This window comes from Planococcus maritimus (assembly GCF_001592825.1).
GTDB lineage: Bacteria > Bacillota > Bacilli > Bacillales_A > Planococcaceae > Planococcus > Planococcus maritimus_C.
In genome coordinates, this window is record NZ_LTZG01000001.1 from 638001 (window position 1) to 663204 (window position 25204).

Annotated in this window: 26 protein-coding genes and 1 riboswitch; of the genes, 5 read left to right on the forward strand and 21 right to left on the reverse strand. The window is 46.5% G+C overall.

What is annotated here, in order from left to right; genetic code table 11:
- Positions 1 to 68: 68 nt before the first annotated feature.
- The 5 genes from AY633_RS03240 to AY633_RS03260 form a co-directional block, all read right to left on the reverse strand.
- The gene (locus tag AY633_RS03240) at positions 69 to 1010 is read right to left on the reverse strand and encodes a cation diffusion facilitator family transporter (protein WP_068486438.1); all 942 of its coding nucleotides are present in this window, start codon (positions 1008 to 1010) and stop codon (positions 69 to 71) included.
- Between the two features lie 122 nt (positions 1011 to 1132).
- Positions 1133 to 1897 (reverse strand): STAS domain-containing protein, encoded by a 765-nt coding sequence (locus AY633_RS03245; protein WP_068486440.1) that lies wholly within the window; start codon positions 1895 to 1897, stop codon positions 1133 to 1135.
- Positions 1875 to 2525 carry a cobalamin B12-binding domain-containing protein gene (locus AY633_RS03250; protein WP_068486442.1) on the reverse strand — a complete coding sequence of 217 codons (651 nt, stop codon included), beginning with the start codon at positions 2523 to 2525 and terminating at the stop codon, positions 1875 to 1877. Before AY633_RS03250 ends, AY633_RS03245 begins: the two co-directional genes overlap by 23 nt.
- Before the next feature lie 4 nt (positions 2526 to 2529).
- A complete protein-coding gene (locus AY633_RS16535) occupies positions 2530 to 2898 on the reverse strand; it encodes a hypothetical protein (protein ID WP_068486444.1) in 369 nt (122 codons plus the stop codon).
- Positions 2895 to 3200: an antibiotic biosynthesis monooxygenase family protein gene (locus tag AY633_RS03260; RefSeq protein ID WP_068463416.1), complete on the reverse strand. Its 306-nt coding sequence runs from the start codon at positions 3198 to 3200 to the stop codon at positions 2895 to 2897. Before AY633_RS03260 ends, AY633_RS16535 begins: the two co-directional genes overlap by 4 nt.
- Positions 3201 to 3393: 193 nt before the next feature.
- Positions 3394 to 3494, forward strand: a riboswitch (SAM riboswitch).
- Between the two features lie 78 nt (positions 3495 to 3572).
- On the opposite strand from AY633_RS03260, the gene AY633_RS03265 reads away from it, so the two are divergent.
- Together AY633_RS03265 and AY633_RS03270 are read left to right on the forward strand one after the other, a co-directional pair.
- Complete coding sequence (locus AY633_RS03265) at positions 3573 to 4697, forward strand: methionine biosynthesis PLP-dependent protein (protein WP_068486445.1); 1125 nt, start codon at positions 3573 to 3575, stop codon at positions 4695 to 4697.
- Positions 4690 to 5862 (forward strand): aminotransferase class I/II-fold pyridoxal phosphate-dependent enzyme, encoded by a 1173-nt coding sequence (locus AY633_RS03270; protein WP_068486446.1) that lies wholly within the window; start codon positions 4690 to 4692, stop codon positions 5860 to 5862. Before AY633_RS03265 ends, AY633_RS03270 begins: the two co-directional genes overlap by 8 nt.
- Positions 5863 to 5993: 131 nt before the next feature.
- On the opposite strand, the gene AY633_RS03275 is transcribed toward AY633_RS03270, so the two are convergent.
- The 13 genes from AY633_RS03275 to AY633_RS03330 all read right to left on the reverse strand — a co-directional run bounded on the left by AY633_RS03275 (position 5994) and on the right by AY633_RS03330 (position 19842).
- Complete coding sequence (locus AY633_RS03275) at positions 5994 to 7205, reverse strand: NAD(P)-dependent malic enzyme (RefSeq protein WP_068486447.1); 1212 nt, start codon at positions 7203 to 7205, stop codon at positions 5994 to 5996.
- A 256-nt stretch (positions 7206 to 7461) separates the two neighbouring features.
- Positions 7462 to 8187 carry a hypothetical protein gene (locus tag AY633_RS03280; RefSeq protein WP_068486448.1) on the reverse strand — a complete coding sequence of 242 codons (726 nt, stop codon included), beginning with the start codon at positions 8185 to 8187 and terminating at the stop codon, positions 7462 to 7464.
- A gap of 100 nt (positions 8188 to 8287) precedes the next feature.
- Positions 8288 to 8617, reverse strand: coding sequence for a hypothetical protein (locus tag AY633_RS03285; protein ID WP_068486450.1), 330 nt, complete (start codon positions 8615 to 8617; stop codon positions 8288 to 8290).
- Positions 8618 to 8748: 131 nt separating this feature from the next.
- Complete coding sequence (locus AY633_RS16765) at positions 8749 to 8874, reverse strand: hypothetical protein (RefSeq protein WP_260804478.1); 126 nt, start codon at positions 8872 to 8874, stop codon at positions 8749 to 8751.
- Positions 8871 to 9056, reverse strand: coding sequence for a hypothetical protein (locus AY633_RS03290; protein WP_141705870.1), 186 nt, complete (start codon positions 9054 to 9056; stop codon positions 8871 to 8873). Before AY633_RS03290 ends, AY633_RS16765 begins: the two co-directional genes overlap by 4 nt.
- 146 nt (positions 9057 to 9202) lie before the next feature.
- Positions 9203 to 10315, reverse strand: a complete 1113-nt coding sequence (locus tag AY633_RS03295; protein ID WP_068487854.1) for an aminotransferase class I/II-fold pyridoxal phosphate-dependent enzyme — start codon at positions 10313 to 10315, stop codon at positions 9203 to 9205.
- Positions 10316 to 10444: 129 nt separating this feature from the next.
- Complete coding sequence (locus AY633_RS03300) at positions 10445 to 11833, reverse strand: phenylacetate--CoA ligase family protein (protein WP_068486453.1); 1389 nt, start codon at positions 11831 to 11833, stop codon at positions 10445 to 10447.
- A 37-nt stretch (positions 11834 to 11870) separates the two neighbouring features.
- Positions 11871 to 13730 (reverse strand): polysaccharide biosynthesis protein, encoded by a 1860-nt coding sequence (locus AY633_RS03305; RefSeq protein WP_068486455.1) that lies wholly within the window; start codon positions 13728 to 13730, stop codon positions 11871 to 11873.
- Between the two features lie 33 nt (positions 13731 to 13763).
- Positions 13764 to 14459: a CpsD/CapB family tyrosine-protein kinase gene (locus AY633_RS03310; protein WP_068486457.1), complete on the reverse strand. Its 696-nt coding sequence runs from the start codon at positions 14457 to 14459 to the stop codon at positions 13764 to 13766.
- A complete protein-coding gene (locus AY633_RS03315; protein WP_068486459.1) occupies positions 14401 to 15189 on the reverse strand; it encodes a YveK family protein in 789 nt (262 codons plus the stop codon). The genes AY633_RS03310 and AY633_RS03315 overlap by 59 nt, the downstream gene beginning before the upstream one ends.
- Positions 15190 to 15231: 42 nt before the next feature.
- The gene (locus tag AY633_RS03320) at positions 15232 to 15654 is read right to left on the reverse strand and encodes a DUF4870 domain-containing protein (RefSeq protein WP_068486461.1); all 423 of its coding nucleotides are present in this window, start codon (positions 15652 to 15654) and stop codon (positions 15232 to 15234) included.
- A 219-nt stretch (positions 15655 to 15873) separates the two neighbouring features.
- The gene (locus AY633_RS03325) at positions 15874 to 16566 is read right to left on the reverse strand and encodes a response regulator transcription factor (protein WP_068486462.1); all 693 of its coding nucleotides are present in this window, start codon (positions 16564 to 16566) and stop codon (positions 15874 to 15876) included.
- Between the two features lie 18 nt (positions 16567 to 16584).
- Positions 16585 to 19842, reverse strand: a complete 3258-nt coding sequence (locus AY633_RS03330) for an ATP-binding protein (RefSeq protein WP_068486464.1) — start codon at positions 19840 to 19842, stop codon at positions 16585 to 16587.
- A gap of 413 nt (positions 19843 to 20255) precedes the next feature.
- On the opposite strand from AY633_RS03330, the gene AY633_RS03335 reads away from it, so the two are divergent.
- A complete protein-coding gene (locus tag AY633_RS03335; protein ID WP_068486466.1) occupies positions 20256 to 21014 on the forward strand; it encodes an NRDE family protein in 759 nt (252 codons plus the stop codon).
- A gap of 140 nt (positions 21015 to 21154) precedes the next feature.
- Here the strand turns inward: AY633_RS03335 and AY633_RS03340 are convergent, their stop codons facing one another.
- Positions 21155 to 21640, reverse strand: coding sequence for an SRPBCC domain-containing protein (locus tag AY633_RS03340; protein ID WP_068486468.1), 486 nt, complete (start codon positions 21638 to 21640; stop codon positions 21155 to 21157).
- Between the two features lie 97 nt (positions 21641 to 21737).
- On the opposite strand from AY633_RS03340, the gene uvsE reads away from it, so the two are divergent.
- Entirely contained in the window at positions 21738 to 22610 is an 873-nt protein-coding gene (uvsE, locus tag AY633_RS03345) for a UV DNA damage repair endonuclease UvsE (RefSeq protein WP_068486470.1), read from the forward strand.
- A gap of 43 nt (positions 22611 to 22653) precedes the next feature.
- Here the strand turns inward: uvsE and AY633_RS03350 are convergent, their stop codons facing one another.
- A complete protein-coding gene (locus tag AY633_RS03350; RefSeq protein ID WP_253183151.1) occupies positions 22654 to 23940 on the reverse strand; it encodes a sensor histidine kinase in 1287 nt (428 codons plus the stop codon).
- 47 nt (positions 23941 to 23987) lie between these two features.
- Positions 23988 to 24476: a sigma-70 family RNA polymerase sigma factor gene (locus AY633_RS03355; protein ID WP_068463444.1), complete on the reverse strand. Its 489-nt coding sequence runs from the start codon at positions 24474 to 24476 to the stop codon at positions 23988 to 23990.
- Between the two features lie 239 nt (positions 24477 to 24715).
- Here AY633_RS03355 and AY633_RS03360 point away from each other — a divergent pair, with 239 nt between their 5' ends.
- Positions 24716 to 25153 (forward strand): competence protein ComK, encoded by a 438-nt coding sequence (locus AY633_RS03360; protein ID WP_068486472.1) that lies wholly within the window; start codon positions 24716 to 24718, stop codon positions 25151 to 25153.
- The last annotated feature ends 51 nt before the right edge of the window (positions 25154 to 25204 follow it).

The following is a 25204-nucleotide window of genomic DNA, read 5'->3' on the forward strand; positions in this document are numbered from 1 at the left end:
AAATCGACTGTAAGACAAACGAAAAAGGCCCGGAAACATCCCGCGCCTTTTCAATCGTTTCGCAATATCTAATGGTGATGACCAGCCGTCTCGTGATATTCCTGACCTTGGCAGCGTATCGAGTCATCGTGTGGATGGTCTTCTGTTTCGAGCTGAACGGTAACGTGTCCGATGTGCAGCCTTTCCATCGCCTCTTCAATTTCCCTCAGCACCTGTTGGCTATCCTTGAACGAAATTTCCTTTTGAATAACTACATGGCCAGACATGGCATTTTTTCCGCTCGTGATGCTCCATACATGCAAGTCGTGTATGCTTTTTACCTTAGGAAGCGCTTCGATCGTTTGTGCCACTTGCTCCAAATCGACATTTTTCGGCGTGCCTTCCATCAAAACGTGTACCGCATCTTTTGTTACGCGCCACCCGCTAATGAGTACAAGTATAGCGACAATGACGCTTGCCAATGGATCCGCCCATGCCCATCCAAAGAAGATGATTAACAGAGCAGCGGCAATTGCGCCGACCGACCCGAGCAAATCGCTCAAGACATGCAAAAAAGCGGCACGCAAGTTCAAATTATCTTTCGTGTCACCTCCGCGCATTAACAACCAGGCGACGAGTATGTTAACTAGCAAGCCGATGACGGCAATAACAAGCATACCTGAAGTCGCAATGTCTTGTGGCTCGGAAAACCGTTGGTACGCTTCATAGAAAATATAAATAGAAATCAGGACCAGCGTGACGCCATTGAAGACTGCGGCTAAGATTTCAAAGCGTTTATAGCCATAGGTCTTCATTTGATCAGCCGCTTTTTCGCCGATGGAAAAGGCCAAATAGCCAACGCCCAGTGAAATAGAGTCGCTGAGCATATGCCCGGCATCAGCAAGCAAGGCGAGGCTGTTTGTTAAGTATCCCCCGACTGCTTCTACCACCATATAAATAGTGACAATTGTGAAGGCAATCAATAAGGTTTTCTTGTTCTGATTATGAGAATGGTTGTGTGATTCTGCCATATTCATGCCTCCTATCCAAAAAACCTCTCTGTTTATTTATTCCCCCAATTCCCGAAAAATATTCGAGCCTTCAAAAATCACTACATTTCCCGCATATAAAAAACCGGCTCAGATGGCCGGTTTTATGATCGATTAGAAGAAGCCTCGCTTAGGACAGCCTCCAATGATGCCGCAAAGCGCAAGTTCAGCTCGCTTTTCAATACGTGCAATTTTTGGGCATGCTCCGGTTTCACACCGGTAATGACAGCATCGATTCCCATGACCCGCAAAGTTTTTACAAGGGACTCTAGATAGGTGGCGCCTTCTTGCGTCACCGTTCCCATTGCAGTTAAATCGACAATAACAATCTCAGCATCAAATTCATATATGCGGTTGACGATATGAGGGCGGATTGCTTCAACTTTTTCACTGTTTAAATTGCCGAATAACGGAATGAGCACGTAGCCGTTACCGATGGCAATACACGGTGCAGAAAGTTCACGGACTTTTCCCAACAACGCATCCGAACGTTCTTTTTCTTTCAGTAATTCATAATCCGTTTCTTTCAACCGGCTGCGTAATCGAACCAATTGCGCAGTAATAGCAGCCATTTGACCATCTTTCGGCACCAGCACCAGATTTAGCGAAAAATCGCTGTTCCAGCGATGATACACGTCCGCCAAGAAAAAGCCAGCCTCTGTGATGAAGTTCAATTCGACCGGTTTACGAGTGGCTTGGGTGTTCAGCATTCGCTGTGCTTTTTCCCGGCTGCCTTCATCGAGCAACTCCAGAAATTCTACTGATTTTCCGAAAAGCTGTTCCGCTTCAAAGGAATAATCAATCACCTCGAAGCTATTGTTCAGTTGAAAAGCCGGAAGCGGCCATTCAGCCAGTGGAGAGCGTGCCATCGTTCGACCCCTTTCCTGTGCGGATCCATTCCCGGAGCGCTCCGAGTTCACGAACGATCACGGCACCTTTCACCTGCAGGTCGGCAAAGCTCGACAAAGTAACGGCTCTGCCGCCGATCAAAATGGCAGGCTTGGGCACTACTTGTGAAAATGCTTCCGCATAAGTTTTTAAAACCGGCAAACGATGTGCCAAAGCACCAGATACAGCCACAACATCCGGCTTCCAGTCTTCAGCTAATTGAAGTGCTGAATCGAGCGGTAAATTCGGCCCCATATAGCGGACCTCATATCCTTCTTCGCGGAACATCGCCGCGACCATCTTGAGCCCGATATAATGTTCTTCACCTTCTGGACCGAAGATCATCGCTTTTTGTCGTCCCTCTTTATTTTTATTGCGCAGTTCCGTAGCAGACAAGACAAAATCACACACGGCGGTTGCCAAATGCTCTTCTGCTACCGAAATTTCATTTTGTTCCCATAATTCGCCGATGCGGTACATCGCCGGCGTTAACAGCTCCCCATAAAGCTGTTCATGCGAATGGTTTTCCAGAAAATCCTGGACGTATTTCAAAGCTTCCTCTTCCTGCCCTTGCAAAAAAAGATCCGAAAGCTGTGTTGCCTCGTTCATGTGATCAGCTCCTTTTATGTTGAGGGAGCTCCAATAACCGGACTGCGCGATCGAGGCAGCCCAGCATGAAATCTCCTTGCATCGTTTCTGTATAGCGCGGCACAATTTCAATAAGCCGCTTGAAATTATCGATGATGAGTGCCGTTTCGACATTGCGGCTCACAAGTACCGTCTCGAGCCAGATGGCATAGTCTAGAAAGGATTGCTCGCTTTGCAGCTCCCACGCGGTTTCAAGATAATCCAAGTGATGATGATTGTCTTTGACGGTATGTTCATATCCCTTATCGCCAAAACGCTCCCATAAATTCGGGTACGCTTCATATATACCGTCTGCCGTGTCGGTTGCGATTTGCTGTTTTTGCTCCTGGTTCATTCGGCCACCACCTCGTATTGGTGGACTTTCGGGACGATGCCCGCAAGCTCCTGATCCGGATAGTTCTTCTCCAAATCGTGGATTTCCTTGAACTCCTGACTCTTGACCCAGTTCATATATGCCTGTTTCGTTTGCCATTCCAGATGAACAGTCAATTCATGACGCTTCTTTGTGTTTTGGATCAACCGAAACGATGTGAAACCGTCCGCTTGATCTACACGGCGTGAACGTTTTTGATAAATTTCGATGACATCTTGCACTTTGTCTTCCGGTACAATGACCGTTGATGTGACGATGTACATAATTCAGGCCCCCCCTTGCAACTAGCTTTGTATAAGCTGGGTATGATAAAAGTATACCTCAGCATACCATTTCAACTTCCGGAATAACAGCGAGCGCCATTTACCCGGAATAGTTTTTTCAATATTCTGCTTGTATTTCCTAACAAATTGCCGTATGATGAAAAACATTAACCAACGACAACTACATAAATGATTCTTATCTAGAGAGATGGAGGGATTTGGCCCTTTGAAGTCTCAGCAACCGGACATAGTCACGGTGCTAATTCCAATAGGCATAAGCCTAAAAGATGAGAAGATGGCGTACATGACAGGGGCTTTCTTCTTGATTAAGAGAAGAAAGCCCCTGCTTTTTTAGTTGAAAGGATGAGGATCATGAAAGAACATAGCTTAGAAACACGCTTAGTACAGCTTGGCAACCGCAGCGATCCACGGACTGGGGCGGTCAATCCCCCAATATATCTGTCGACCGCCTACGAGCATGAAGGCATCGGCAAATCCACAGGCTATGATTATACGCGGACGAAAAACCCGACGCGCCAGCTGCTTGAAGAAGGCATCGCGAATTTAGAAGATGGTGATGCGGGCTTTGCCTGCAGCTCCGGCATGGCCGCGATTCAATTGGTCTTATCCTTGTTCCGCCCGAACGATGAAATTTTGCTGCCTGAAGATATTTACGGCGGCACTTATCGCCTGCTCGAACAGTACGACGAAAAATACCACATTCGTTCAGTGTATGACCCTTTTGTTGATCCCCAAACTGCAGAAGTGAAGATCACCGCCAATACCAAAGCCATTTTCATTGAAACACCGACCAATCCTCTCATGCAGGAAATCGACTTGGAAACGTATGCGGAAATCGCCAAACGCCATGACCTGCTACTGATTGTCGACAATACATTCTTGACGCCTTTTTTGCAGCAGCCACTTTCGCTAGGTGCTGATATCGTGCTTCACAGCGCTACCAAATACATTGGCGGCCATAACGATGTACTCGCAGGCCTGGTCGTAGCAAAAGGCGAGGCCTTATGCGAACAACTTTTCACTGCCCATAACTCAGCCGGCGCTGTGCTGTCGCCGCTCGATTCCTGGCTGTTGATACGTGGCTTGAAAACCTTGCCGCTGCGCATGCGGCAGCACGAAGCAAACGCCAAACAACTTGCCCGCTTCCTTGAAACTCAACAAACCGTGACAGAGGTGCTATACCCCGGCAAAGGCGGCATGTTGTCGTTTCGTCTTCGAAAAGAACAATGGATCGGGGAATTCCTTGAAAGCCTGTCGCTTATCACATTCGCCGAAAGCCTTGGTGGGGTTGAAAGTTTTATCACCTATCCGGCCACACAGACCCACGCCGATATGCCGGTTGCAGAACGCACGGCACGCGGCGTCTGTAACCGCCTGCTCCGCTTCTCGGTTGGTGTTGAGCAGGCTGAAGACTTGATCGCAGATTTGTCACAAGCCTTGGCCAAACTGGAAAAGGAGGTCGTTTCCTATGAGTGAACGACGCGAAACCAAATTGATCCATACAGCAGGCATCGATCCATTAACAGGCGCCGTCAATGTGCCGATTTATTTATCCTCGACTTTTCATCAGGAAAGCATCGATTCGTTCGGCCCTTTTGACTATAGCCGATCCGGCAACCCAACCCGAAAATCACTCGAAGAAACGATCGCCAAACTTGAAGGCGGCACGCGCGGATTGGCCTTCTCTTCCGGTATGGCAGCAATCTCTTCCGCTTTCATGCTGTTGAAAGCCGGCGACCACGTATTGGTCTCGGAAGACGTTTATGGCGGCACCTACCGTTTTATCACGGAAGTACTGGAAAAATTCAAAATCGATTATACTTTCGTCGACATGACCGACCTTGGCGAAGTGGCTGCGGCATTCCAGCCAAACACAAAAGTCGTCTACATTGAAACGCCGTCCAACCCGGTAATGAAAATTACCGATATCGAAATGGCCGCGAAATTGGCCAAAGCAAACGACGCCCTGACTTTTGTCGATAATACTTTCATGACCCCGCTTTACCAGAATCCGCTTGAACTCGGGGCGGACATCGTACTCCACAGTGCGACAAAGTTTCTTTCCGGCCATAGCGACATCACCGCCGGGCTTGCCGTGACAAAAGACGCGGGACTCGGCGAACAATTAGCGTTTATCCAAAACACGTTCGGCTCTGTGCTCGGCGCGCAGGATTCCTATACATTGATCCAAGGCATCAAAACGCTCGGCGCCCGCACTAAGCAATCAGGCGAAACGACGGCACGCTTGGCTGAGTATTTGCATAAGCATCCGCTGGTCGAAGAAGTCTATTATCCCGGGTTTTCGTTCCATGCCGGAAATCCAATCCATAATCGCCAAGCAAGCCACGCCGGCTGTATCTTGTCGTTCCGGTTAGCCGATAAAGACGCAGCCCGCATTTTTGTGGAAGCTTTGGAGATTCCGGTGTTTGCTGTCAGCCTTGGTGCCGTAGAGTCGATCTTGTCTTATCCGGCTACGATGTCCCATGCCGCCATGCCTCCCGCTGAACGCGAAAAACGCGGCATCACTGAAGGGCTCCTGCGCTTTTCCGCAGGGCTGGAGCATCCTGATGACTTGATTAATGACTTCAGCCAGGCCCTCGAAAAAATCGCCATCGCCAAAGGGCTCAGCGTCGCTGATTGAGGAGACGCATAAAAGAGTGGCCGCTTCGTCAGTTCGCTGACAAGGCGGCCACTCTTTTCGTGATCATGTAACGAATACATTAAGAAAGCCTGAATTCCAGGGGGAGGGGAATTCAGGCTTTCTTCTATTTATCAGAAGACAATCTGCTGGGCAGGCTCTTTGAGCGATACTTTGGCAACGCCCGTTTCTTCGGCAGCCCTAGCGACTGCTTCGGCGACCGCCTGTGCAACGCGCGGGTCGAACGGCTTCGGTATCACATAATCTTCGTGCAGTTCATGAGTCGCGATCAAGGAAGCGATCGCTTCGACTGCGGCAATTTTCATCGCATCGTTGATGTCGCTCGCCTGCACATCGAGCGCACCACGGAACAGTCCTGGAAAGGCCAGTACATTATTGACTTGATTGGCAAAATCAGAACGCCCTGTCCCAATGACCCGTGCACCGGCTGACTTTGCAGCGTGCGGCAAAATTTCCGGATTCGGGTTTGCCATCGCGAAAATGACAGGATCGTCATTCATGGTACGCACCATACTTTCCTTCAATGCGCCTTCCGCCGAAACGCCGACGAACACGTCTGCTCCGGCGATGACGTCCGTCAACTGACCTTGCTCCATTTGGTAATTGCTCATTTCTGCGACTTCTGCTTTAAAAGGATTCATGCCATTCGGGCGTCCTTTATATATCGCGCCTTTCGTATCGCACATGACGATATGGCTGAACCCGAACTTCGCAAGTAATTTGACGATGGCGATGCCTGCTGCCCCTGCACCATTGACCACTACTTTGACATCTTCAATTTCTTTTTCGACCAGCTTTAGAGAATTAATCAGCCCGGCAAGTGTCACGATCGCGGTGCCGTGCTGGTCATCATGGAACACCGGGATATTCATTTCCTGTTTCAGGCGTTGCTCCACAATAAAGCAAGTCGGGGCGGCAATGTCTTCTAAGTTGACGCCGCCAAAGCCCGGTTCGAGCAATTTGACGGTTCGGATGATTTCTTCGGCATCTGTTGTGTCCAGGCAGATGGGAAATGCATCCACACCGGCAAATTCCTTAAACAATAATGCTTTTCCTTCCATGACTGGCAGTGCTGCTTGAGGCCCAATATTGCCGAGTCCCAGTACGGCAGTACCATCTGTAATGACCGCGACCGTATTGCCTTTCATCGTGTATTCATGCACCTTGCTTGGATCGGCATGGATTTCGCGGCACGGAGCTGCAACGCCAGGAGAATAGGCGAGGCTTAGATCCCTCTCATTTTTCACAGCCACTTTTGAACGAATCTCCAATTTCCCTTGATGCCTTTTATGCAAGCTCAGCGAATCGTTTTTCAGATCGGTCATTTGCCTCATCTCCCTTTTGATTATAATTGTTTATTATATCCCCTCCTCGCTAAATTGAAAGACTTTTCGTATAATTCTGATTAATATCAGACTTTAGGCTGATAGAGAAAGAGTGTAGTCCCATTAGTCCCTAAAATAAAACAGACGGAGAAAAAGAAATTCCTTTTCCCCGTCTGTTTTTCATTTATCGGTGAGGTTCCTAAAAGTCTCTTTTCGTGACCTTTTGGGACAGCCCTTATCTAATAAATCTATCCGTTCACTTTATGGGTTCGCCAAGTTCGATGGAGGCGAGTGTAGACGTGACCGCCATCTCATCTGGATCGTCGACATTTCCACGGAATTCACGTTTCACTTCACCGTAGCCTTCGACAAAATAGTTCCGGTTGACCGCGCCGTCTTCTCCCTCAAACGATTCAAGCATGAATACGCCATCGAAATTTTGTAATGGCGTCTCTAAGCTAGTTCCGGTTTCGACAACAGTCGCATCACCGATTTCCTGTCCTTCTTCAATTGGGAATTCCAGATAGGTCGAAATCACATCCAAAGCTTCCAATTCCTCAAAGCTCGCTGTGTACTCATCATAAAATTCGCCTTCTTGTTTGACTAGTTCAATACGGTCATCATGCAAACGATAGACTCTCAACACCACGGTGCCGCCATTTTCTTCGTAAGTCGCGACATGATTCGCCTCCATATAATCGGTTCTCAACGTAAACTCGGCAAATTCGTTGCCGTAACCTTCGAACCTTGCAGTCGACCCATCTTCAAGGAAATAATCATACGGATCGGCAGTGGCCTCTTCGCTGTCATGGCTGTCTCCGCTGGTGCTTTCCGCTGGCATTTCTTTCGATGACTCTTCTTCCTGAACAGCATCTTCCTGCGCCGTATCTTCACTAGGTTCCTCTATCACCGTATCCTGCGTTCCACAGCCAGCCACTGTAAGTACAAATGCCAGCCCTCCTAAACCAAAGCCATATTTCATCAACTCTCCTCCTTTTAAAAAAATCATCCGTTCAATTTAACTGAATATTCAGTTATAAATGAACAAAAAACACCCAAATGCTCTTGGTTTATCTACCTGATTATAGATGGAGTGAATCATGGTAGATCGGCTTCAGATGGATGTCGTATTCTTTCCGCACTTCGTTCAAATCATAAATATGTCCTCGAAATTCCGGGTCTTCGAGTTTTTCGATCTGTTCATGCACAAGATCCGCAAAATATACGCCGACAGCTACGCCTTTTGGATATTTACGCTTCACTTCTGCCACAAAATCGTCTGTCAGCTCTTGATTGAAAGCATGATAAAGCGCCGCATTCACCACAGTCAAGGAATCTTTCGTCGCATAGGAAACAACATAATAATTGCCATATTCGTCTTTCAGAAGATCGCGTTCAGCTTCTATGTTCATTCTCTTCTCCTCCTTTTAACACTATTACTTGTCCATACCCTCAGGAAGCTTGGCGGAAACAGATTCAGCCTACATCTGAATCCATAAAAAAATCACCTGCACGCCTTTTGAAGACACATAGGTGATTCCAATCAATACGCCATCTGCACCAAATCGCCAAACAGTAAAATGTGCAATAAACTGATCGACCCGACAGAAATGGCAGCAAGCAAGCCGATGTAAAACGGCTTCAATCCCATGCCGCGGAATATTTTCAAATTGGTCGACAGCCGAAACCGCTTACAAATAATTCCGGCAATTTGACCCTATTGCGGACGATGATTCCGAGCAAAATCGCTATAAAAATCCCCGATACCGGGCTTTTTCCGCCTTCCGGCAATAGCCCAGCCACCTCGAGTGCAGCGCCGATCAGATCAGCCCCGTAAATCCCTGCCCACATCACTAACAAACAAAGGGCCAGGCCTGGAAGCAGCCTGGCCCTTCGCCGATTTTTCGTGTTTTCACTCACATTAATCTGCTCTTTGCGAACCGCCTTTTGATTTGTACTAATCGTACCACCAAAATGCAGCTCCGTCTAAAAGACGTTTAGTCCAAGATTTCTTCCAGCAGTTTGATGATGCGTTGCTGCTGCTCCGGCTGCAAGTCAGACCCTGAAGGTAAACAAAGTCCCTCTGCAAACAATTTTTCACTGACCGCGGTCTTGCCGTGAGGATTATGCGAATAGAATTTACACCCGGCAAACAAGGGCTGCAGATGAAGTGGTTTCCAAACGCGGCGTGATTCAATATTTTCCGTTTCCAGCGATTCACGGATGTCATCAGGCGACCGGTCGGTTTTGGCCGGATCGAGCAACATGACGGTCAGCCAGCGGTTCGAACGTGTCCCTTCTAGTTCGGGCTGAAATTTCACTGCTTCATGTTTGCTGAGAACAGCAGAATAGCGCCCAAAAACAGCGCGACGAGCGGAAACGCGCAGTTCAATTGCCTCAAGCTGCGCACGCCCGATCCCTGCCAGAACATTGCTCATCCGGTAATTATAGCCGACACGGCTATGTTCATAAAACGCCGCGTCATCTTTTGCTTGAGAGGCAAGAAATCTCGCTTGTGCGACTCCTTTGCGATCATTTGACACAAGCATGCCCCCGCCGGAAGTTGTAATGATTTTATTGCCATTGAATGAATAAATGCCGTATGCCCCAAGACTCCCCGTCTTTTTCCCTTTATAGGTCGACCCCAGTGATTCCGCTGCATCCTCAACTACAGGCACTCCGTAATGATTGCAAAGGGCCAGCAGCTCGTCCATGCGCGCGCTTTGTCCATAAATATGTACAATGACCACCGCTTTGGGAAGCTTGCCCTCTTGTTCAGCTGCGGCAAATGCTTTTTGCAGCGCCCACGGAGACATATTCCATGTTTCTTCTTCTGAATCTATGAAGACAGGTTCCGCTCCTGCGTAAAGGATCGGATTAGCACTCGCCACGAACGTCAAACTGGAGCAAAACACACGGTCCCCTTTTCCAACTCCTAATAACTGCAATGCCAAATGAATTGCAGCTGTCCCTGAAGACAAAGCAGCCGCCGCTTGGGTCGTAGCATACGCCGCCATTTCCAACTCGAACTGGTTGACGTTTTCCCCCATTGGCGCAATCCAATTGGACTCGAATGCCTCACGAATATACGTTTGTTCATTGCCTGTCATATGTGGGGCAGAAAGAAAAATCCTGTTCTTTGATATTTCTTTTAGCGGAACCGGAAACGGCACTACCGATGCTCCTGCATTTTGTCGAATGTTCATGTACAACAGCCTCCTCTTCATTCCTCGGCATGTTCAGCCAATGCCGTAATCGTTTGGGCAAGTTTTTGGTAATTGCAAATTGTTGATAATCAGACCCGCTGGCCCCATCTCTTTTGAAAAATCGTTTAAACGTCCTTTAACAGTAAAACGCATGTCCTCACCAAAAATATTGGCCATTTCCTGGGTAATATCCCGTTCAAGTTGTGCAGGGACAACTGCAATTCCGCTGATCCACACCTCGATCGCTTCGATGGAGTTTTGGACAAATTGCATGGAAGGTGCGACTTGCTGGAATTTTTCTTGAATAGTCGCTAAATACAAACTGGTCACCCTGCCCCTGCTTTTGGATTGCAAAAAAGCAGATATAGGTTTGGATGGTTTGCGAACCAATGGATGCACACTGCCGCATGGACATGGGCAATTTACCGGCATCCATTGCTCGTCAATTTTCAAACGGATTAAGGGAGTTCCTTTCGTGTGGAAACGAGTCAACAGAACTTCGCCGTCATCCGTAAACTCCATCACTCCCGTCCGCATATTGAAATGCAGATTTCCTGCTACGCATTCAGAAAGAAAGGGTGAGCGTTCAGTTTTCATGCTCCACTGACGGACAAAACAGCCGAATGCGTTTTCGATTTCCGCACGCTCGCTTTCTACTAAAAACTCCGTTTCCACAAAAATGGTGATCACTTGAAAATTCAATAGAATCCGCTGTTCATTGATATAACGTGCAAGTGCAAGTATTGCTTGAGGCAATCCATCGATGAAGTCAGGGCGAAAACCATTTAAATTGTTTACTAGCGCTGAAAAATATTGATTCGTACAATGGTCGACTGAATACAGGCGCTGATTGAGATAATAAATATCACGCCAGAAGGCCCCTTGTTTTTGGGCAGCAGGAACAAAATTTCCGGAATCGAAAGTCGCGCGCTTCATCTCCAGATTGATGGCCCCATGCTGTTTTTTGAAATGGTCTACAGTCGCTGTTTGTTTTTGCCAATCCGCATTAGCCAACCTTAAATGAGGCGGTTGCCCAGTTCTTGCAGTTGCATAGGCGTCTTTTTTCCTGCCGATAGCTTGTGTATAGATGTCGTCGATCCGATTATTGAACAAAGTTTCTTCAAGAATTGGCAACTGCTGCAAATCGCTGGCACATTGAATATCCGCTAAATCACGCCCATACATCCCTTTGTAAAATGAACTATTCTCTGCCGCATGGTGGAGCAGCAAGCGAAGTTCGAAATCCTGGTGTTTTTGCTCGGACTGGCGGTCTGTTTCATCCATACCGGAAAGTTGATGAAGATATCGGTAGTAGCCCATGCCATACCGTTTTCGTGAGTGGGCATATTCCCGGAAACTGAGCAATAAATTTTGGAGGTAAACGGGAGAATTCCCATACAGTTCTGTTGATAGCAGCTTCACTTTGCATCCCCCCTGCGCTTATCGGCAGTTACTGTAATCAGGCCAATCCCCCTTCGATTTTCCATTGTTCCTGCCACGCTGTTTCTTTTGCTTTGTCTTCTTTTGGGCGATTCGCGAGCTTCAATAAAGTATCGCGAATTTCCTGTTCTTCCATACCGGGAAGCTTTTTCAGAATCCGGCTAATTTCCACTTGGCTGATTGGCGTCGCTTTACCAATATGGATTTTCGCAAATACTTTTTCCGATTGAATTTCACTCGGATCAAGCAATTCTTCATAAAGTTTTTCACCAGGACGCATGCCTGTATATTTGATTTGAATTTCATCTTCTTCAAAACCAGACAAACGAATCATATTGCGTGCCAAGTCGACGATTTTTACCGGTTCTCCCATATCCAGCACGAACACTTCCCCGCCCGTTGCAAGCATGCCCGCCTGGATGACCAAGCGCGAAGCTTCCGGAATCGTCATAAAATAACGCGTCATTTTAGGATCTGTAATGGTTACAGGCCCACCTTTTTCAATTTGTTCGCGGAACAAGGGCACGACACTTCCTCTAGAGCCGAGGACATTGCCGAAACGAACTGCCGCGAATGTCGTCTTGGATGAAACCGCTAAATTTTGGACGACCATTTCTGCAAAGCGCTTGGAGGCCCCCATGATGTTCGGCGGATTGACGGCTTTGTCAGTGGAAATCATGACAAAATTTCCGACTCCATGGCGGTCAGCCGCTTCCGCGACATTTTTCGTGCCAAAAATATTGTTCTTCACGGCTTCGAGCGGATTTGCTTCCATTAACGGCACATGTTTATGGGCTGCCGCATGATAGATGATATCCGGTTTGAATTTTCCGACCATCTCAAATATCCGGTCGCGGTCCTGGATATCTGCGATAATCGGCACGATGTCGATTTCTTTCGGCACTTTTGCGCGCAGCTCGCGGTCGATTGTATAAATCGAGTTTTCTCCGTGGCCTAGCAATAACAGGCGTGCGGGTTTAAAAGCGCTGATTTGCCTGCAAATTTCCGAGCCGATCGACCCACCGGCGCCAGTGACCATAATGCTCTTGCCGGCAATTTTTTCCGTTAAGGCTTCCATATCCAAACGGACTTCTTCGCGGCCGAGAAGATCCTCGATTTTCACATCACGGATATCGCTGACTTTAACTTTGCCTACCATCAAATCTTCAATTCGTGGAATGGTTTGCACTTTAAGTCCTGTATCGATGCACAGTTTCGTCACTTCCGCCATTTCTCTTTTCGACAGCGACGGGATCGCAATGACGATCTGGTCGATTTCGTTATGTGCAGCCAGCCTTGGAATTTCCGAGATCGGTCCAGCCACTTCTATCCCGAAAATCTCCAATCCCCATTTCGTGCGGTTATCATCGATAAAGAGAATGGGCTTTCGCCCCCATTGCGGATTTTGCTTCATTTGCCGAACAATCATCCGCCCCGCTTCTCCGGCCCCGACCACAAGCGTACGGCTTAATTGACCTTCACTTCTGCGTGGTTCGCGTTCATGAAAAACGCGGAACGAAAAACGCGAAGCCCCAAGGAACAAGATGAGGAACATCCAGGTTAGTGCTAAAATCCGAACAAATACCCCACCTGTCTGGATATACTGCATAACCGTTGCCACGAACATCGTTAAAGTGACCGCTTTGACAATCGATTTCAACTCATGGACTGAGGCGAAAGCCCACACTTTCCGGTAAAGCCCATAATGCCAGGCAAAAGAATGATGGGCGATAAATAAAGTGATCGTCATGAGCAATAGCAGCCGGTTCGATAAGATATTGTCAAAAGGCAATAAAAACAAATAACAGAGATACGTTGCTGAGAGGATGATCAGCGAGTCGATCAAGAATAATGAAGTATAGCGTCTAGTAATCGTCATGTCGTCAGCTCCTTCACCTCGCGCAAGTACCGCTTAGTAATTGTATTCATAGCTATAATAGTGGTCTTTGCTGAGTTTGTAGTTATTCATCACGACCCCCACGATATAGGCTTTGGAAGTCGTTAAACTGTCGCGTGCTTTGATGGCGCTTTGCTTTTCCGTCTTGCCTGTATTAACGACAAGCACCGTTCCATCACATTTATTCGCCATGATTTTGGAATCCGATACCGACAAGATTGGCGGCGAGTCGAAAATAATTAAATCGTAACGTTCCTTCATCTTTTCGATTAATCGATCGAGCATTGGTGAATCCAGTAGTTCTGCCGGATTGTGGGGAATCTGCCCGGAAGTCAGCAATTCTAAGCCTTGGATGCCGCTGTCTCGGACACTTTGCTCAAGTTCACCTTTGCCAATTAGCAAATTCGACAACCCCATATGGTTATTCAAGTGGAAGGTATGATGCAACGTGGGCTTACGCATATCCGCATCGACAAGCAGCACCTTTTTTCCAGATTCAGCGAAGACGATCGCCATATTGGCTGAAGTCGTCGATTTCCCTTCTTCTTTTGAAGCAGAAGTGAACAAAAGCGTCTTCATTTCGTTTCCGGGTAAAGAGAAATTAATGGTTGTACGGATAGTCCGGTACTGTTCGCTGATTACCGAGTTAGGTTTAATACGTGCTACCAACTTTCGGGCGAGCGGCCGTTTTGACGCTGTCTGTTTCAACATTCTCATCCAACTCCATTCTGTCAGTGTGTTTCGAAGATTTATCAGTTTTGCCTAAGTCGCCGACCGGGCTCACGATGCCAAGCACTTGCAGGCCAAGCAATTCATCGATATCTTCTTCCGTGCGCACCGTCGTATTCAATTGGTCCAGGACAATCGCAAGGCCGGTCCCAAGCATGAAGCCGATAATCGCACCTACTGCCATATTGAACAGTGGATCCGGCTTGACTGGTTCAGGGCTCGCTGTCATCATCGCTGGTGCCAAAATACTGACATTGTCGACACGCATCAGATTGCGGATTTCCTGTTCAAATACTTTAGCGGTCGTATTGGCAATCAACACAGCCTGCTGCATCGATTCGTCTTCGACTTCTAAAGTCACGACTTGCGAATCCTCGATGCTGGAAACTTCGATTCGCTCGTTCAGTGACTGCACTGTCTCATTCAAGCCGAGTTCATTGATGACTTCCGTCAAAATTGCCGGGCTCTTGATGATTACGTTATAGGTACTAATCAATTGCAGGTTTGTATCAATATCCTGCATGCTGAATTCTTGTGCATTTGCTGGTGCTTTATTGACGAGAATTTGTGTGGAAGCTTCATAAACTGGCTTCATCCACAAATAGCTGACAGCGGCTGCGATGGCGACAAAAGCAACAGTCATCGCCAAAAGGAGCGGCAAGCGCTTTTTCATATTCTTAAAAAATTCCTTCATATTGAATGTACTTTCCATGTCTTCACCTCATATCCCCATGTACGGGGTGATTTTACTTGTTTAATGAAGCTGTTTTTCTGCAAAGCGGCCGATTATCCACAAACGCATCGATTTTCCGTTATGCGCATTTAACATCAGGATGATCCAGACTACTAAGCCGATGGGCATCAGCAACACTTCAGTAACCCATCCTGTCATCGGTATCATGCCAGCTGCTGTAAACAATGTGAAAAAAAGAATCGACACATATACGGACTGGAAGGCATGGTAACGGACAAATCGATTTTCCCTCTCGACCATCAGCAGAATAAAACCCGAGAAAAATCCCAGCAAATACGCAAGCGAACCCGCCACATTTTCCGACAAGCCGAGCCCTGTAATGGAAGGCTGCGCACTCGGAGCTTCCCGGCTCTGCTTAAAGATGGTTTGCTGTTCGAAATTGACAGGCGGTTCGTTCGTCATCTTGATTTTGTTTTCAATCATCTTCTATTCCTCCTTGAGATCTGTCTTTCTATCACTTACCTTTCATACTAGAGAGAGCAGGTTAAAACAAAGTTAAATAGTTTCAATAGTTTGATTTATCTAAAAAAATAATTCCGCTCAGCTTTTTTGCCACACGCTAGTGCATAAAGACCCAGGATTTTTCAACAAAAAAAGCCGATCGCTTCTGCCCTTTCGGCAAAAACGATCGGCTTTCTAATTTCAATTTGTAAACTTGTAACCGAACCCTCGAACGGTTTGGATATAGCGGGGAGCCGCCGGATCGTTCTCTACTTTCCGCCGGAGATTGCTGATGTGGACCTTGACGGTTTGGACATCTCCTTCTGAATAATAGCCCCATACTTGGTCATATAATTGTTCAGCAGTCCAGACACGATTCGGCGTTTGTGCCATCAACAGCAATAATTGAAATTCTTTGTGATAAAGTTTCACCGGCTTGCCTTTCACATACAGCTCTCGCGAATCGACATGGATATGGAGATCTCCAAATTTCAGGATCGACAACTTGTCTTCTTCTCCGTTCTTCCACCCATTGCGGCGCAGAATCGCTTTGACGCGCGCTTCGAGCTCTGTGAAGTCGAATGGTTTGGTGATATAATCATCTCCCCCGACTTCCAAGCCTTGAATTTTATAAGCGAGTTCTTTCCGGTAACTGACGAACAGGATTGGCGTCTTCGTGCGCACCCGGATTTTTTCACACAATTCCAAGCCGCTCATACCAGGCATTTCAATATCCAGCAAGATCAGGTCCGGGTTTTCTTTCGACAGCACATCCAAGGCTTCAAAACCATCTTCAGCCTCGAGGATTTCATAGCCTTTCTTCACTAAGAACAAACGCATTAGCTCGCGGATGCCATCTTCGTCTTCGACAATCAGTACGGTCGCATGGTTCATCAAGATCCCTCCCCTATATTAGTATCTCAAAGGCAGGGCAATGATGAATGTGCTGCCCTCGCCTTCTTCGCTTTCCGCCCAAATCTCTCCTTTATGCGATTGAATGATTTCTTTGGCAATCGCCAGGCCAAGCCCGCTTCCTTTATAATGAATCGACTCATCGATTTTGAAGAAGCGGTCGAAAATGTGAGGCAAAGCTTCTTTTTGAATGCCACACCCATTATCTGCGACACGAATGATCAGTTCACCATCCGCTTCCGTTTCATCCAATATGTTTGCACTTGAATGGATACTCGCCGATAAGGTAATGTGGCCATCTTCAGGAGATGTGTGCTTAACCGCATTCCATAAAACGTTCGAGAATACTTGGTCGACACGGTCCACATCAACCAATATGCGCCAATCTCCAGCATGTTCTTTTCCGCTTGGCCCCATAAATTGGAAGCGTCTGCCGCTTTGCGCAAGGTCCGCTTCCATAGAAGCAGCGATTCGTTCTAGCCACTCATCCAGCTGTAGTTCTCCAAAACGCAAAGTCATATTCCCTGATTTGTATTTCGACAACTCAACCAAATCCTCTGTCAAACGCTCCAGCAATAGCAACTTTTTATGAATCATATCTAAATAGCGCGGGTTATTTTCTTCGATCAAGCTTTCTTTTACTGCTTGAATATAGCTATGAATCAAAGTAATTGGTGTTCCGAGCTCATGTGAAATTGCTGACAGCATTTCATTGCGGGATTTCTCAACTTCCTGAATTTCGTCGTTCACCGTCAACAAGTTCATATTGGTGATTTCCAACGCCATCGTCCGCTCTTTGACATTGCGCTCAAGGAAGAAATTCAGGTTGGTAATTTCTTGCGTCATACTGCGAAGTGTGGCGAGCGTTTCCACCCTCATGAGAAATTCCTCAACATCACATGGCTTTATTAAATAATCGTTAGCTCCTGCACTGAAAGCATTCGTTTTTTCCCTCACACTTTCTTTATCGGATAACATCAAGATCGGCAATTCCGTCAAGGTTGCATTGACACGGATGCGGCGGCATAGTTCATCACCGGCCATATCTGGAAGTTCTGCGTCAAGAATGACCAAGTCTGCGGGCCGGTTCTCCAAATGCACGAGCGCTTCTTCTCCACAGCTAACGCTTTCCGCTTTATATCCTTCCCCTTTCAACTGGTGCACAAGCATCAAGCGATTGACTTCTTCTGCCTCCACGACGAGAATCCGCAAGCCTTTCTTGATGTTTTTTTCTTTAATTAACGAGTCTGCCAGCTGCGAAGCCGACAGTTCCTTGATTTCAGTGGAAGGGGAAGCTTTCTCCTCCTGCTCTTCTTCAGTAAGCGGCAGCGTGAAAGTGAAAGAAGACCCTTTCCCATAGACAGATTCTGCTTTCAGCCAGCCACCTTGCATTTCGACAAGCCTTTTAGTGATCTTCAGCCCCATCCCGATGCCCAGATGTGGGGCTGCAGAAGTTCCCATTTGTTCGAACAAGCTATCCAATTGCTGTTCTTCCATTCCTGTGCCCGTGTCCTTAACCGTGATAGCGACTTGCTTTTTGATGATTTTTGCAGAAATGGTGATCATGCCATTCTCCGTATGCTCCACTGCATTTCCGACGAGATTGTAAAGCACTTGGCGCACTCGTTCTGGATCGGCAACGGCCTCCGGAAAATCAGGAGGAATCGTATGCTTCAAGCTGACTTCCCCTGATTTCAGTAATGGGGTGCATAAACGGACAACTGAATCCGCAATGACTGGCAGTTTGACCTGCTCCAAATGCAAAGACAGCACATGGTTTTTGGAACCTGAAAAATCCAGTGTTTCATTGATCATCCGCGCAAGTTTTTTGCCGCTTTCAGAAATAGTTTCCAATTGTTGAATGACAGAATGCGGCATTTTACTGTGAGCTGATTCTTGAAGTGATTCTGCGATTCCCACCATTCCATAAAGCGGTGTGCGCAAGCCATGGGAAGTGATAGCGAGCAGTTCGTCTTTGCGTTCATTTACTTGGCGGAGCCTTTCGATTTCAATGCGCTGCCGTTCAGCGGAGTTTCGTTCACGTTGGGTCCTTTCTTGCTCTCGGATTTTTTCTTTATCCCAAAGCGCTAACGAAGCAAGCAGAACAGCCAGTATTCCAAGGAAAAAAATCAATCCTCTTACTGGCCAGACAATTGGCAAAACACCTGAAACATACAAGCCATTCAATGTGGCAGCCGCCAAGAAAAAAATCAACGATACCGCATAATAGCGGGCATGCACTAATCCCCTCTTCATGCTATAAGCTGTCAATAGCAAACTGACAAGCACCGTAGAACCGAGCGCCAGTACGAGCAATAGCCTGGCCCATTCGAACGATATGAACAAGGTGGTTAGCACCGCTGTGTTTAATAGCAAAAGCACTTTCATTATCCGGTCGGCTTCAGGCACATGGCGCTTTGTATGAAGCAATCCTTCCGTCAATAGCGTCACCGATATCGTCGCGAGCCCTACCATGAAAAACACGCTATAGCCATTCCACAAATCCAGCTCAGGCCAGATAACATCCAAACTCATCCCAGCGGTAGAAGAAAAAAGAAAAAACGCCGTAATGGCATAAATCACGAAATATAAATAAGCACGTTGCCGGATGACGATGAAACGATGGACATAGTAGAGTAAAAACAGTAAACCAAGCCCGCCTAGCACACCGACAAATGCGATCTCGTGCCTCGTTTGGCTCTCAAAGGCTGACCGTTCCCAGATTGTAACCGGCAATTGAATCGGCGCTGATGATTCAACGCGTATCCAGTAAGCGGTTGTCTTGCCTAAAGGCGGCGTTAAGGCAAAAACAGGAGTTCGGTGAATGATTTCGGTCTCTACAGCTTTGCCAGCCTGCGCAACTTTAAATCCTCCCTCATCATCCATTGTGTACAAGCTCGCTTGATTGATACTTGATGAGCCCAGTTCAAGAAGCCATTCTTTTTCTGCTTGTGCTTGATTGTCCACTTCTACCCTCAACCAGTAAACTGATGAACTGAACCCAATATTCGCAGGGGTACTGCCGACAGGCATGAAATTCCATGCATGAGGGGGTCGTTGAATATCCTCAATATGCAAATTGCCCAATTTATCTTCAAAAATAGAAAGCCGGCTGCCTGCAGCGATTCTTTCTTTTCCATCCTCTAAGACAATCGAATTACCGGAATCCGCACTGGTTATTCCAACGCTATAAAACGCTACACAGCATATGAGCAGAAAGAACAAAAGCCAAACTGTTTTTTTGCCCGGCTCCCTCATAGCACCTCACCTCTTTTTTATCCGAATTATCAGATATTTAAAGATTAAATTCTCCTGTTTTATGCCTTTCTGAAGTTCGAAAACCAATTGTCCTAAGTAAAAAGATTTATTTTTTCATTTATAAATACATATAATGTATATTAACTAGGTTTATAGATTTAACAAAATCATATCATTTCTCACAAGAAAAGAAAACCATTTTAATTTCTGAATCTTCAAATAAATAATTCGCACTATGTTCTTTGTCTTTCTTTATAGAGATAGTCCAAAAGAATCAAGATAACTACACCACTCTTCCTTTCAACAATTATCATTCAATGCCTCACACCTTCACATCCGTTATAATTAAATCAACTCAACGATTTATATGGATTTCTGTATTTATCTCTATCCAATCAGGAGGAGGATTTACTATGTGTTTAATCAATTTGCAATTCCAACAGCATCCCCGCTATAAATTGATCGTGGCTGCAAATCGGGATGAATTTTACGGCCGCCCCGCAGCACCCGCCCACTTTTGGGAAGATTCCCCTGATATTCTCGCGGGCCGTGATTTAAGCCAGATGGGCACTTGGCTCGGAGTCAACAAGGCCGGCCGCTTCGCTGCGCTGACCAATTATAGAGACCCCGAACACATGGCAGCTAGCGCCAAATCCCGTGGCGAACTGGTCACACTTTTTTTGGCCGGCCAGCTGTCTCCAGAAGATTACTTGCGGGCGATTGATGATCAGAAATACGCCGGATTCAATTTAATCGCAGGCGATGCCGACGGGCTTTATTATTACAACAATATTCAAGGCGAACCGGTAAAGGTCCCACCCGGCACCCACGGATTAAGCAACCATTTCTTGAATACTCCGTGGCCGAAAGTGGAACGCGGAAAAGAAAAGCTCGATGCTTATGTATCGGTGAACGAACAAGTGGAACTGGACCGCCTATTCGAAATTCTTGCAGACGCTGAACAAGCGCCTGATGATCTTTTGCCCAAAACCGGTGTCGGCCTAGATTTGGAACGCGCTTTGTCGCCGATGTTCATCAAAATGCCCGATTACGGCACACGCTCCGCCACGGTTTTGTTAATCGATAACTCAGGACTGATCACTTTCGCTGAACGAAGCTACGATAACGGTGAATTTCGCGAAGACCGTAAATACGAATTCCAGATTTCCTGAATCCCTGATTTACAAGGTGGCATTTGCTGCCTCTAGGCGTTAAAGAAATGCACTCAGACGAGCACATTTTCTCTAAAAACAGTGTTAGAAAACACATCAAACCCCTAAGCGGCTCAGCCACTTAGGGGTTTATCGTCCTTCTATGCAAAATCGGCGCCCATGCTCTCGAACAAGCGCTTGTACTCTGGATACCAACGTTCCCATTCAGAGCTGCGTTCAATTCCATGGCCATCTAAAATGGCTTCCATAATATCCAGCGCGACGTGCCAACCCGCAACGTCTTTTGGAGTCTCGCTGGTAATGTCGGGCAATGTCTCAACCATCTTCACTCTTGTGCCCTGGCCATCCGGGCTCAGTTCAAAATGCACATGGTCTTCTCCCCATTCATAAGCTAGGACTTCGCCTTGTTTATAGTCGGTAATCGGCAACTCTTTCTTTTTGCCATGCCCCATCTCCAAGGTCAAATGGCCCGACTCTCCTTCCTCTTCCATCTGAAGACCTGAAAACCAGCGATGAATTTTGTGGTTGTCTGTTAGCAACTGCCAAACCTTGTCAGTGGAATGCTCAAAATACCTGTCGAATGTCGCAGTATAGCCAGTAGGATTTTTGGTGATTTCTGCCGTCATTCCAATTCCTCCTCGATTCGTCTTTACTAATACTATACCCAATTTTAGTGTGTTTTCTACGTAAATCGGGTATATTGTGCGGGAGGAGCTGAGAATAATGAAATTAGGATATGCTTGCATGAACACAGAGCTTAAAACAATTTTTCGCACATTGCGATTAGCGACAGCTGAAAAAGAAGGCGTCGGCAAGATTAAAGAATTAACGATCAAAAATATGGAAACCATCTTAGAAGTCATTCGGTGGAATATAGAGCAAGGGATCCTGTTTTATCGTGCTTCTAGCTCTATTGTCCCGCTGTCCACCCACCCAATTAACGATTGGCGCTGGTGGGAAGATGCAGACTTCCTCGAAATTGCCAGTGAAATTCGACGATTAGTTGCTGAACATGACATCCGGGTCTCTGTCCATCCGGGACAGTACACAGTCTTGAATTCACCGAAACCAGAAGTAGTCCGCAAATCGATTGAAGACCTTGAATACCACGATAAATTAATTCAATTGCTTGGCGGCACAGACATGATCCTTCATACCGGAGGTGCTTATGGCGATAAAGAAACTGCCAAAAAACGTTTCGCAGAAAATTACTTAGAGCTATCGGCGAGTATCCGGCAGCGACTTAGGCTCGAAAACGATGACAAAACCTTTACACTGCGCGATGTACTCGATGTCCATGCCATGTGTAAAGTGCCAATTTGTTTCGATATCCACCATCATAATTGCAATAACGAAGGCGAACCGGTCGACTTCTCGGAAATCCTGGCGACTTGGGAAGGGTATGGGCGCCCTAAAGTCCACATCAGCACCGGGCGAGAAGGGTTCACGGACCTTCGTCATCATGACCTCATTTCAGAAGAGGATTTTTATGAGTTGCTAAAGCTCGTGAAAGGCTATGAAGTTGATGTCATGTTCGAAGCAAAATTGAAGGAACAAGCCGTTCTGCCATTTCTTCATAAACTTCAAAACCAATAGCAAAACCGCCTGGCGTGCCATCAATTGGCTGCCTAGGCGGTTTTTATTTCGTCAGCTTTGGAAATTCCAATGTAAATCGAGTACCTTTGCCAAGCTCTGATTGGACGCTGATTTCTCCATCCATTTGATTGACGATACTGTATGTGACCATCAACCCAAGACCTGTCCCTTTTGACTTATTCGAAAAATAAGGTTCCCCGAGGCGATTGACCTGCTCTTTTGTCATACCCACCCCTTCGTCACGGATATGTACACAAATTGAAGAGCTAGATGCTTCGAGCTCGATCTCCAGTTCCCCCCCGGCCGGCATTGCCTCCACGCCATTACGGACAATGTTCACGAGGGCTTGGCGAAACTTTTGCGAATCCCCTAAAATCAGGCTCAAGGAACTGCCGTTTTGTACCGAGAGCTCTACATTTCTGGCATTGGCATAAGGAGACATGATTTTGATAACATGAGATAGTTCAGCTTCCACTTCGAGCTGTTTCATTTCACCGTAAGCCGGCTTCGCGTAAATTAAATAATCATCTATTAAATCTTCAGCTACTTTAATTTCTTCCAGGATGGTTTGCTGAAACTCCAGCTGTTTGGCCCGGGGATATTCGTACACTTGCAGCAATTGCACAAATCCTTTTACACTTTGCAGCGGATTACGCAATTCGTGTGACACAGCAGCCGCAAAATGGCTAACCGTCTCCAATTTTTCATGGCGCATAAGCGAATTGTATAGATACTCTTGTTTTTGCAGATGTTCAATGAGCAAAGCGGTCAGGATAATGATGCCGCCCTGGTTGAGCATCAGCATGAGCCATATGCCAATCAAGTTGTGAATCGGATTCCCAAAGATGAAATAGCCCGCAAGCATATTAAACAATAATGACGCAATTGAAATCGAAAATACGAGCACCGCTTTCCACCAGCGATTGATTTTGCCATAAAGCGGGGCAAGAAAAGGCACGCCCATAGCTACTATCAATTGATTCAAAATGGCAATATACATGCCATTCCCGCCGATTGCTATTCGCCCAACGGCTGATACAACGAATAGCACTGCACTAACTATGGGGCCACCGTATAAAGCGCCGACAATCATCGGCACTTGCCGGAGATCAAATATATAATCTTCTGTGAAAAATTGATACGGAAACACCATGCAAAGAATGATGGAAATGGAAAACAGGATGGTCATGGTCATCCGGTGGCTGACGAAGAAATTACGCTGTCCAGCTGTTGCGAACATCTGGTAGAGGATGATCGGGAAAATGATGAAGAAAATATTATTGATCATGCCAGTCATCATCGCTTCCATGAATGCACCTACCTTTCCCATTTAGATTCCTATTATACCGATAACTTCCTCTTGCGTTCCAGCTATTTTTAGCAACTTTTATATGGGTGTAAAATTGCCGCACGGACTTTTGATAAAATACGCTCCCTGCGCTTTTTCATGCCGGATAATGTGACGCCGTAATATTTTTGCAGTTCCACGAGGCTGTAGCCATCTATATACATCTGTTGGAGCAGACGCCGTTCTTTCGGGCTCAGGGAAACTGCGTCCAACCATTCAGGTAAGGTTTCCGCAGACCATTCTACGGCCTCCTCTTCTTCTAGAAACAACTCAGAATTCTTAACCTTCTTGCCCCCTTTTTGGCGCCTCGTTAATTCATCTTTCATGGCACCGTTAATGCTGCGGTAGGCAAACGGCGCGAAATGGCCAATTTCCGGATCATGCTTTTCCCACGCCTGCCAAAGTGCGATAAACCCCAGTTGGCGAAATGCATCATAATCTGCGTAAATATTCAACTTGCGGATAATCGATGAAATCATCGGTGCATACTGTTCTGCCACTTCCGTGAAATCTTCCATGTTCTTTTCCTTCTGGACGTCCTTGTTATTCCCGGGTAAATTCAGCTTACGAAAGCCTTCAATTAGCGTCCAGCACGGTTAATAAGCACTAATGCTTTTAAAAGTGTATAAAAAATCCATTTACAAGTACATTAGAAGTTGCTAATTGCCATAATAATTACAATAAACTATGCATGACTATTGATTCAAAAAAAATTAAGTGATACGATTTTCGTGTGTTTAAAAAGGAGAGATAGTGGATGAAGAATTGCGGCGAGTTTGGGATCGATCGGGAGCTTGTGCTTCTTGAATCTTGGTACGAGACGGGTAAACGTTCGCGCGCAACGACTACGAACGGCGTGTATTATTCAACCGAGCCGCCCTTGGCCTTGATCGGTAAAGCATGCTTGACGGTTGCTTGCCCATACAATCTGCGTCTGAAAGCTACCCGACATAATCTCAAACGTTTCGAAAAACATATCGTCTTGTATTCAAAAGATGGCATTTCCGCCTATCCCACTCAATCTCCGTCCAAATTAACTTGTGTTTGGATTTTCAACCATCAATACACTATGGAGTTCGTGTCTCCAACCAGAACGCGTATTATTTATAAACAATTCGGCATCTCGAAAGAAATTGACGCCTCGATTCACCATTTATCCAGACAACGAAAGCGGCAGCACGAGTTATTTTTTTAACAACTGCCCGCCCTGCCCTTCACTTCAGCCTACAGGAAAAGACACCTGGCC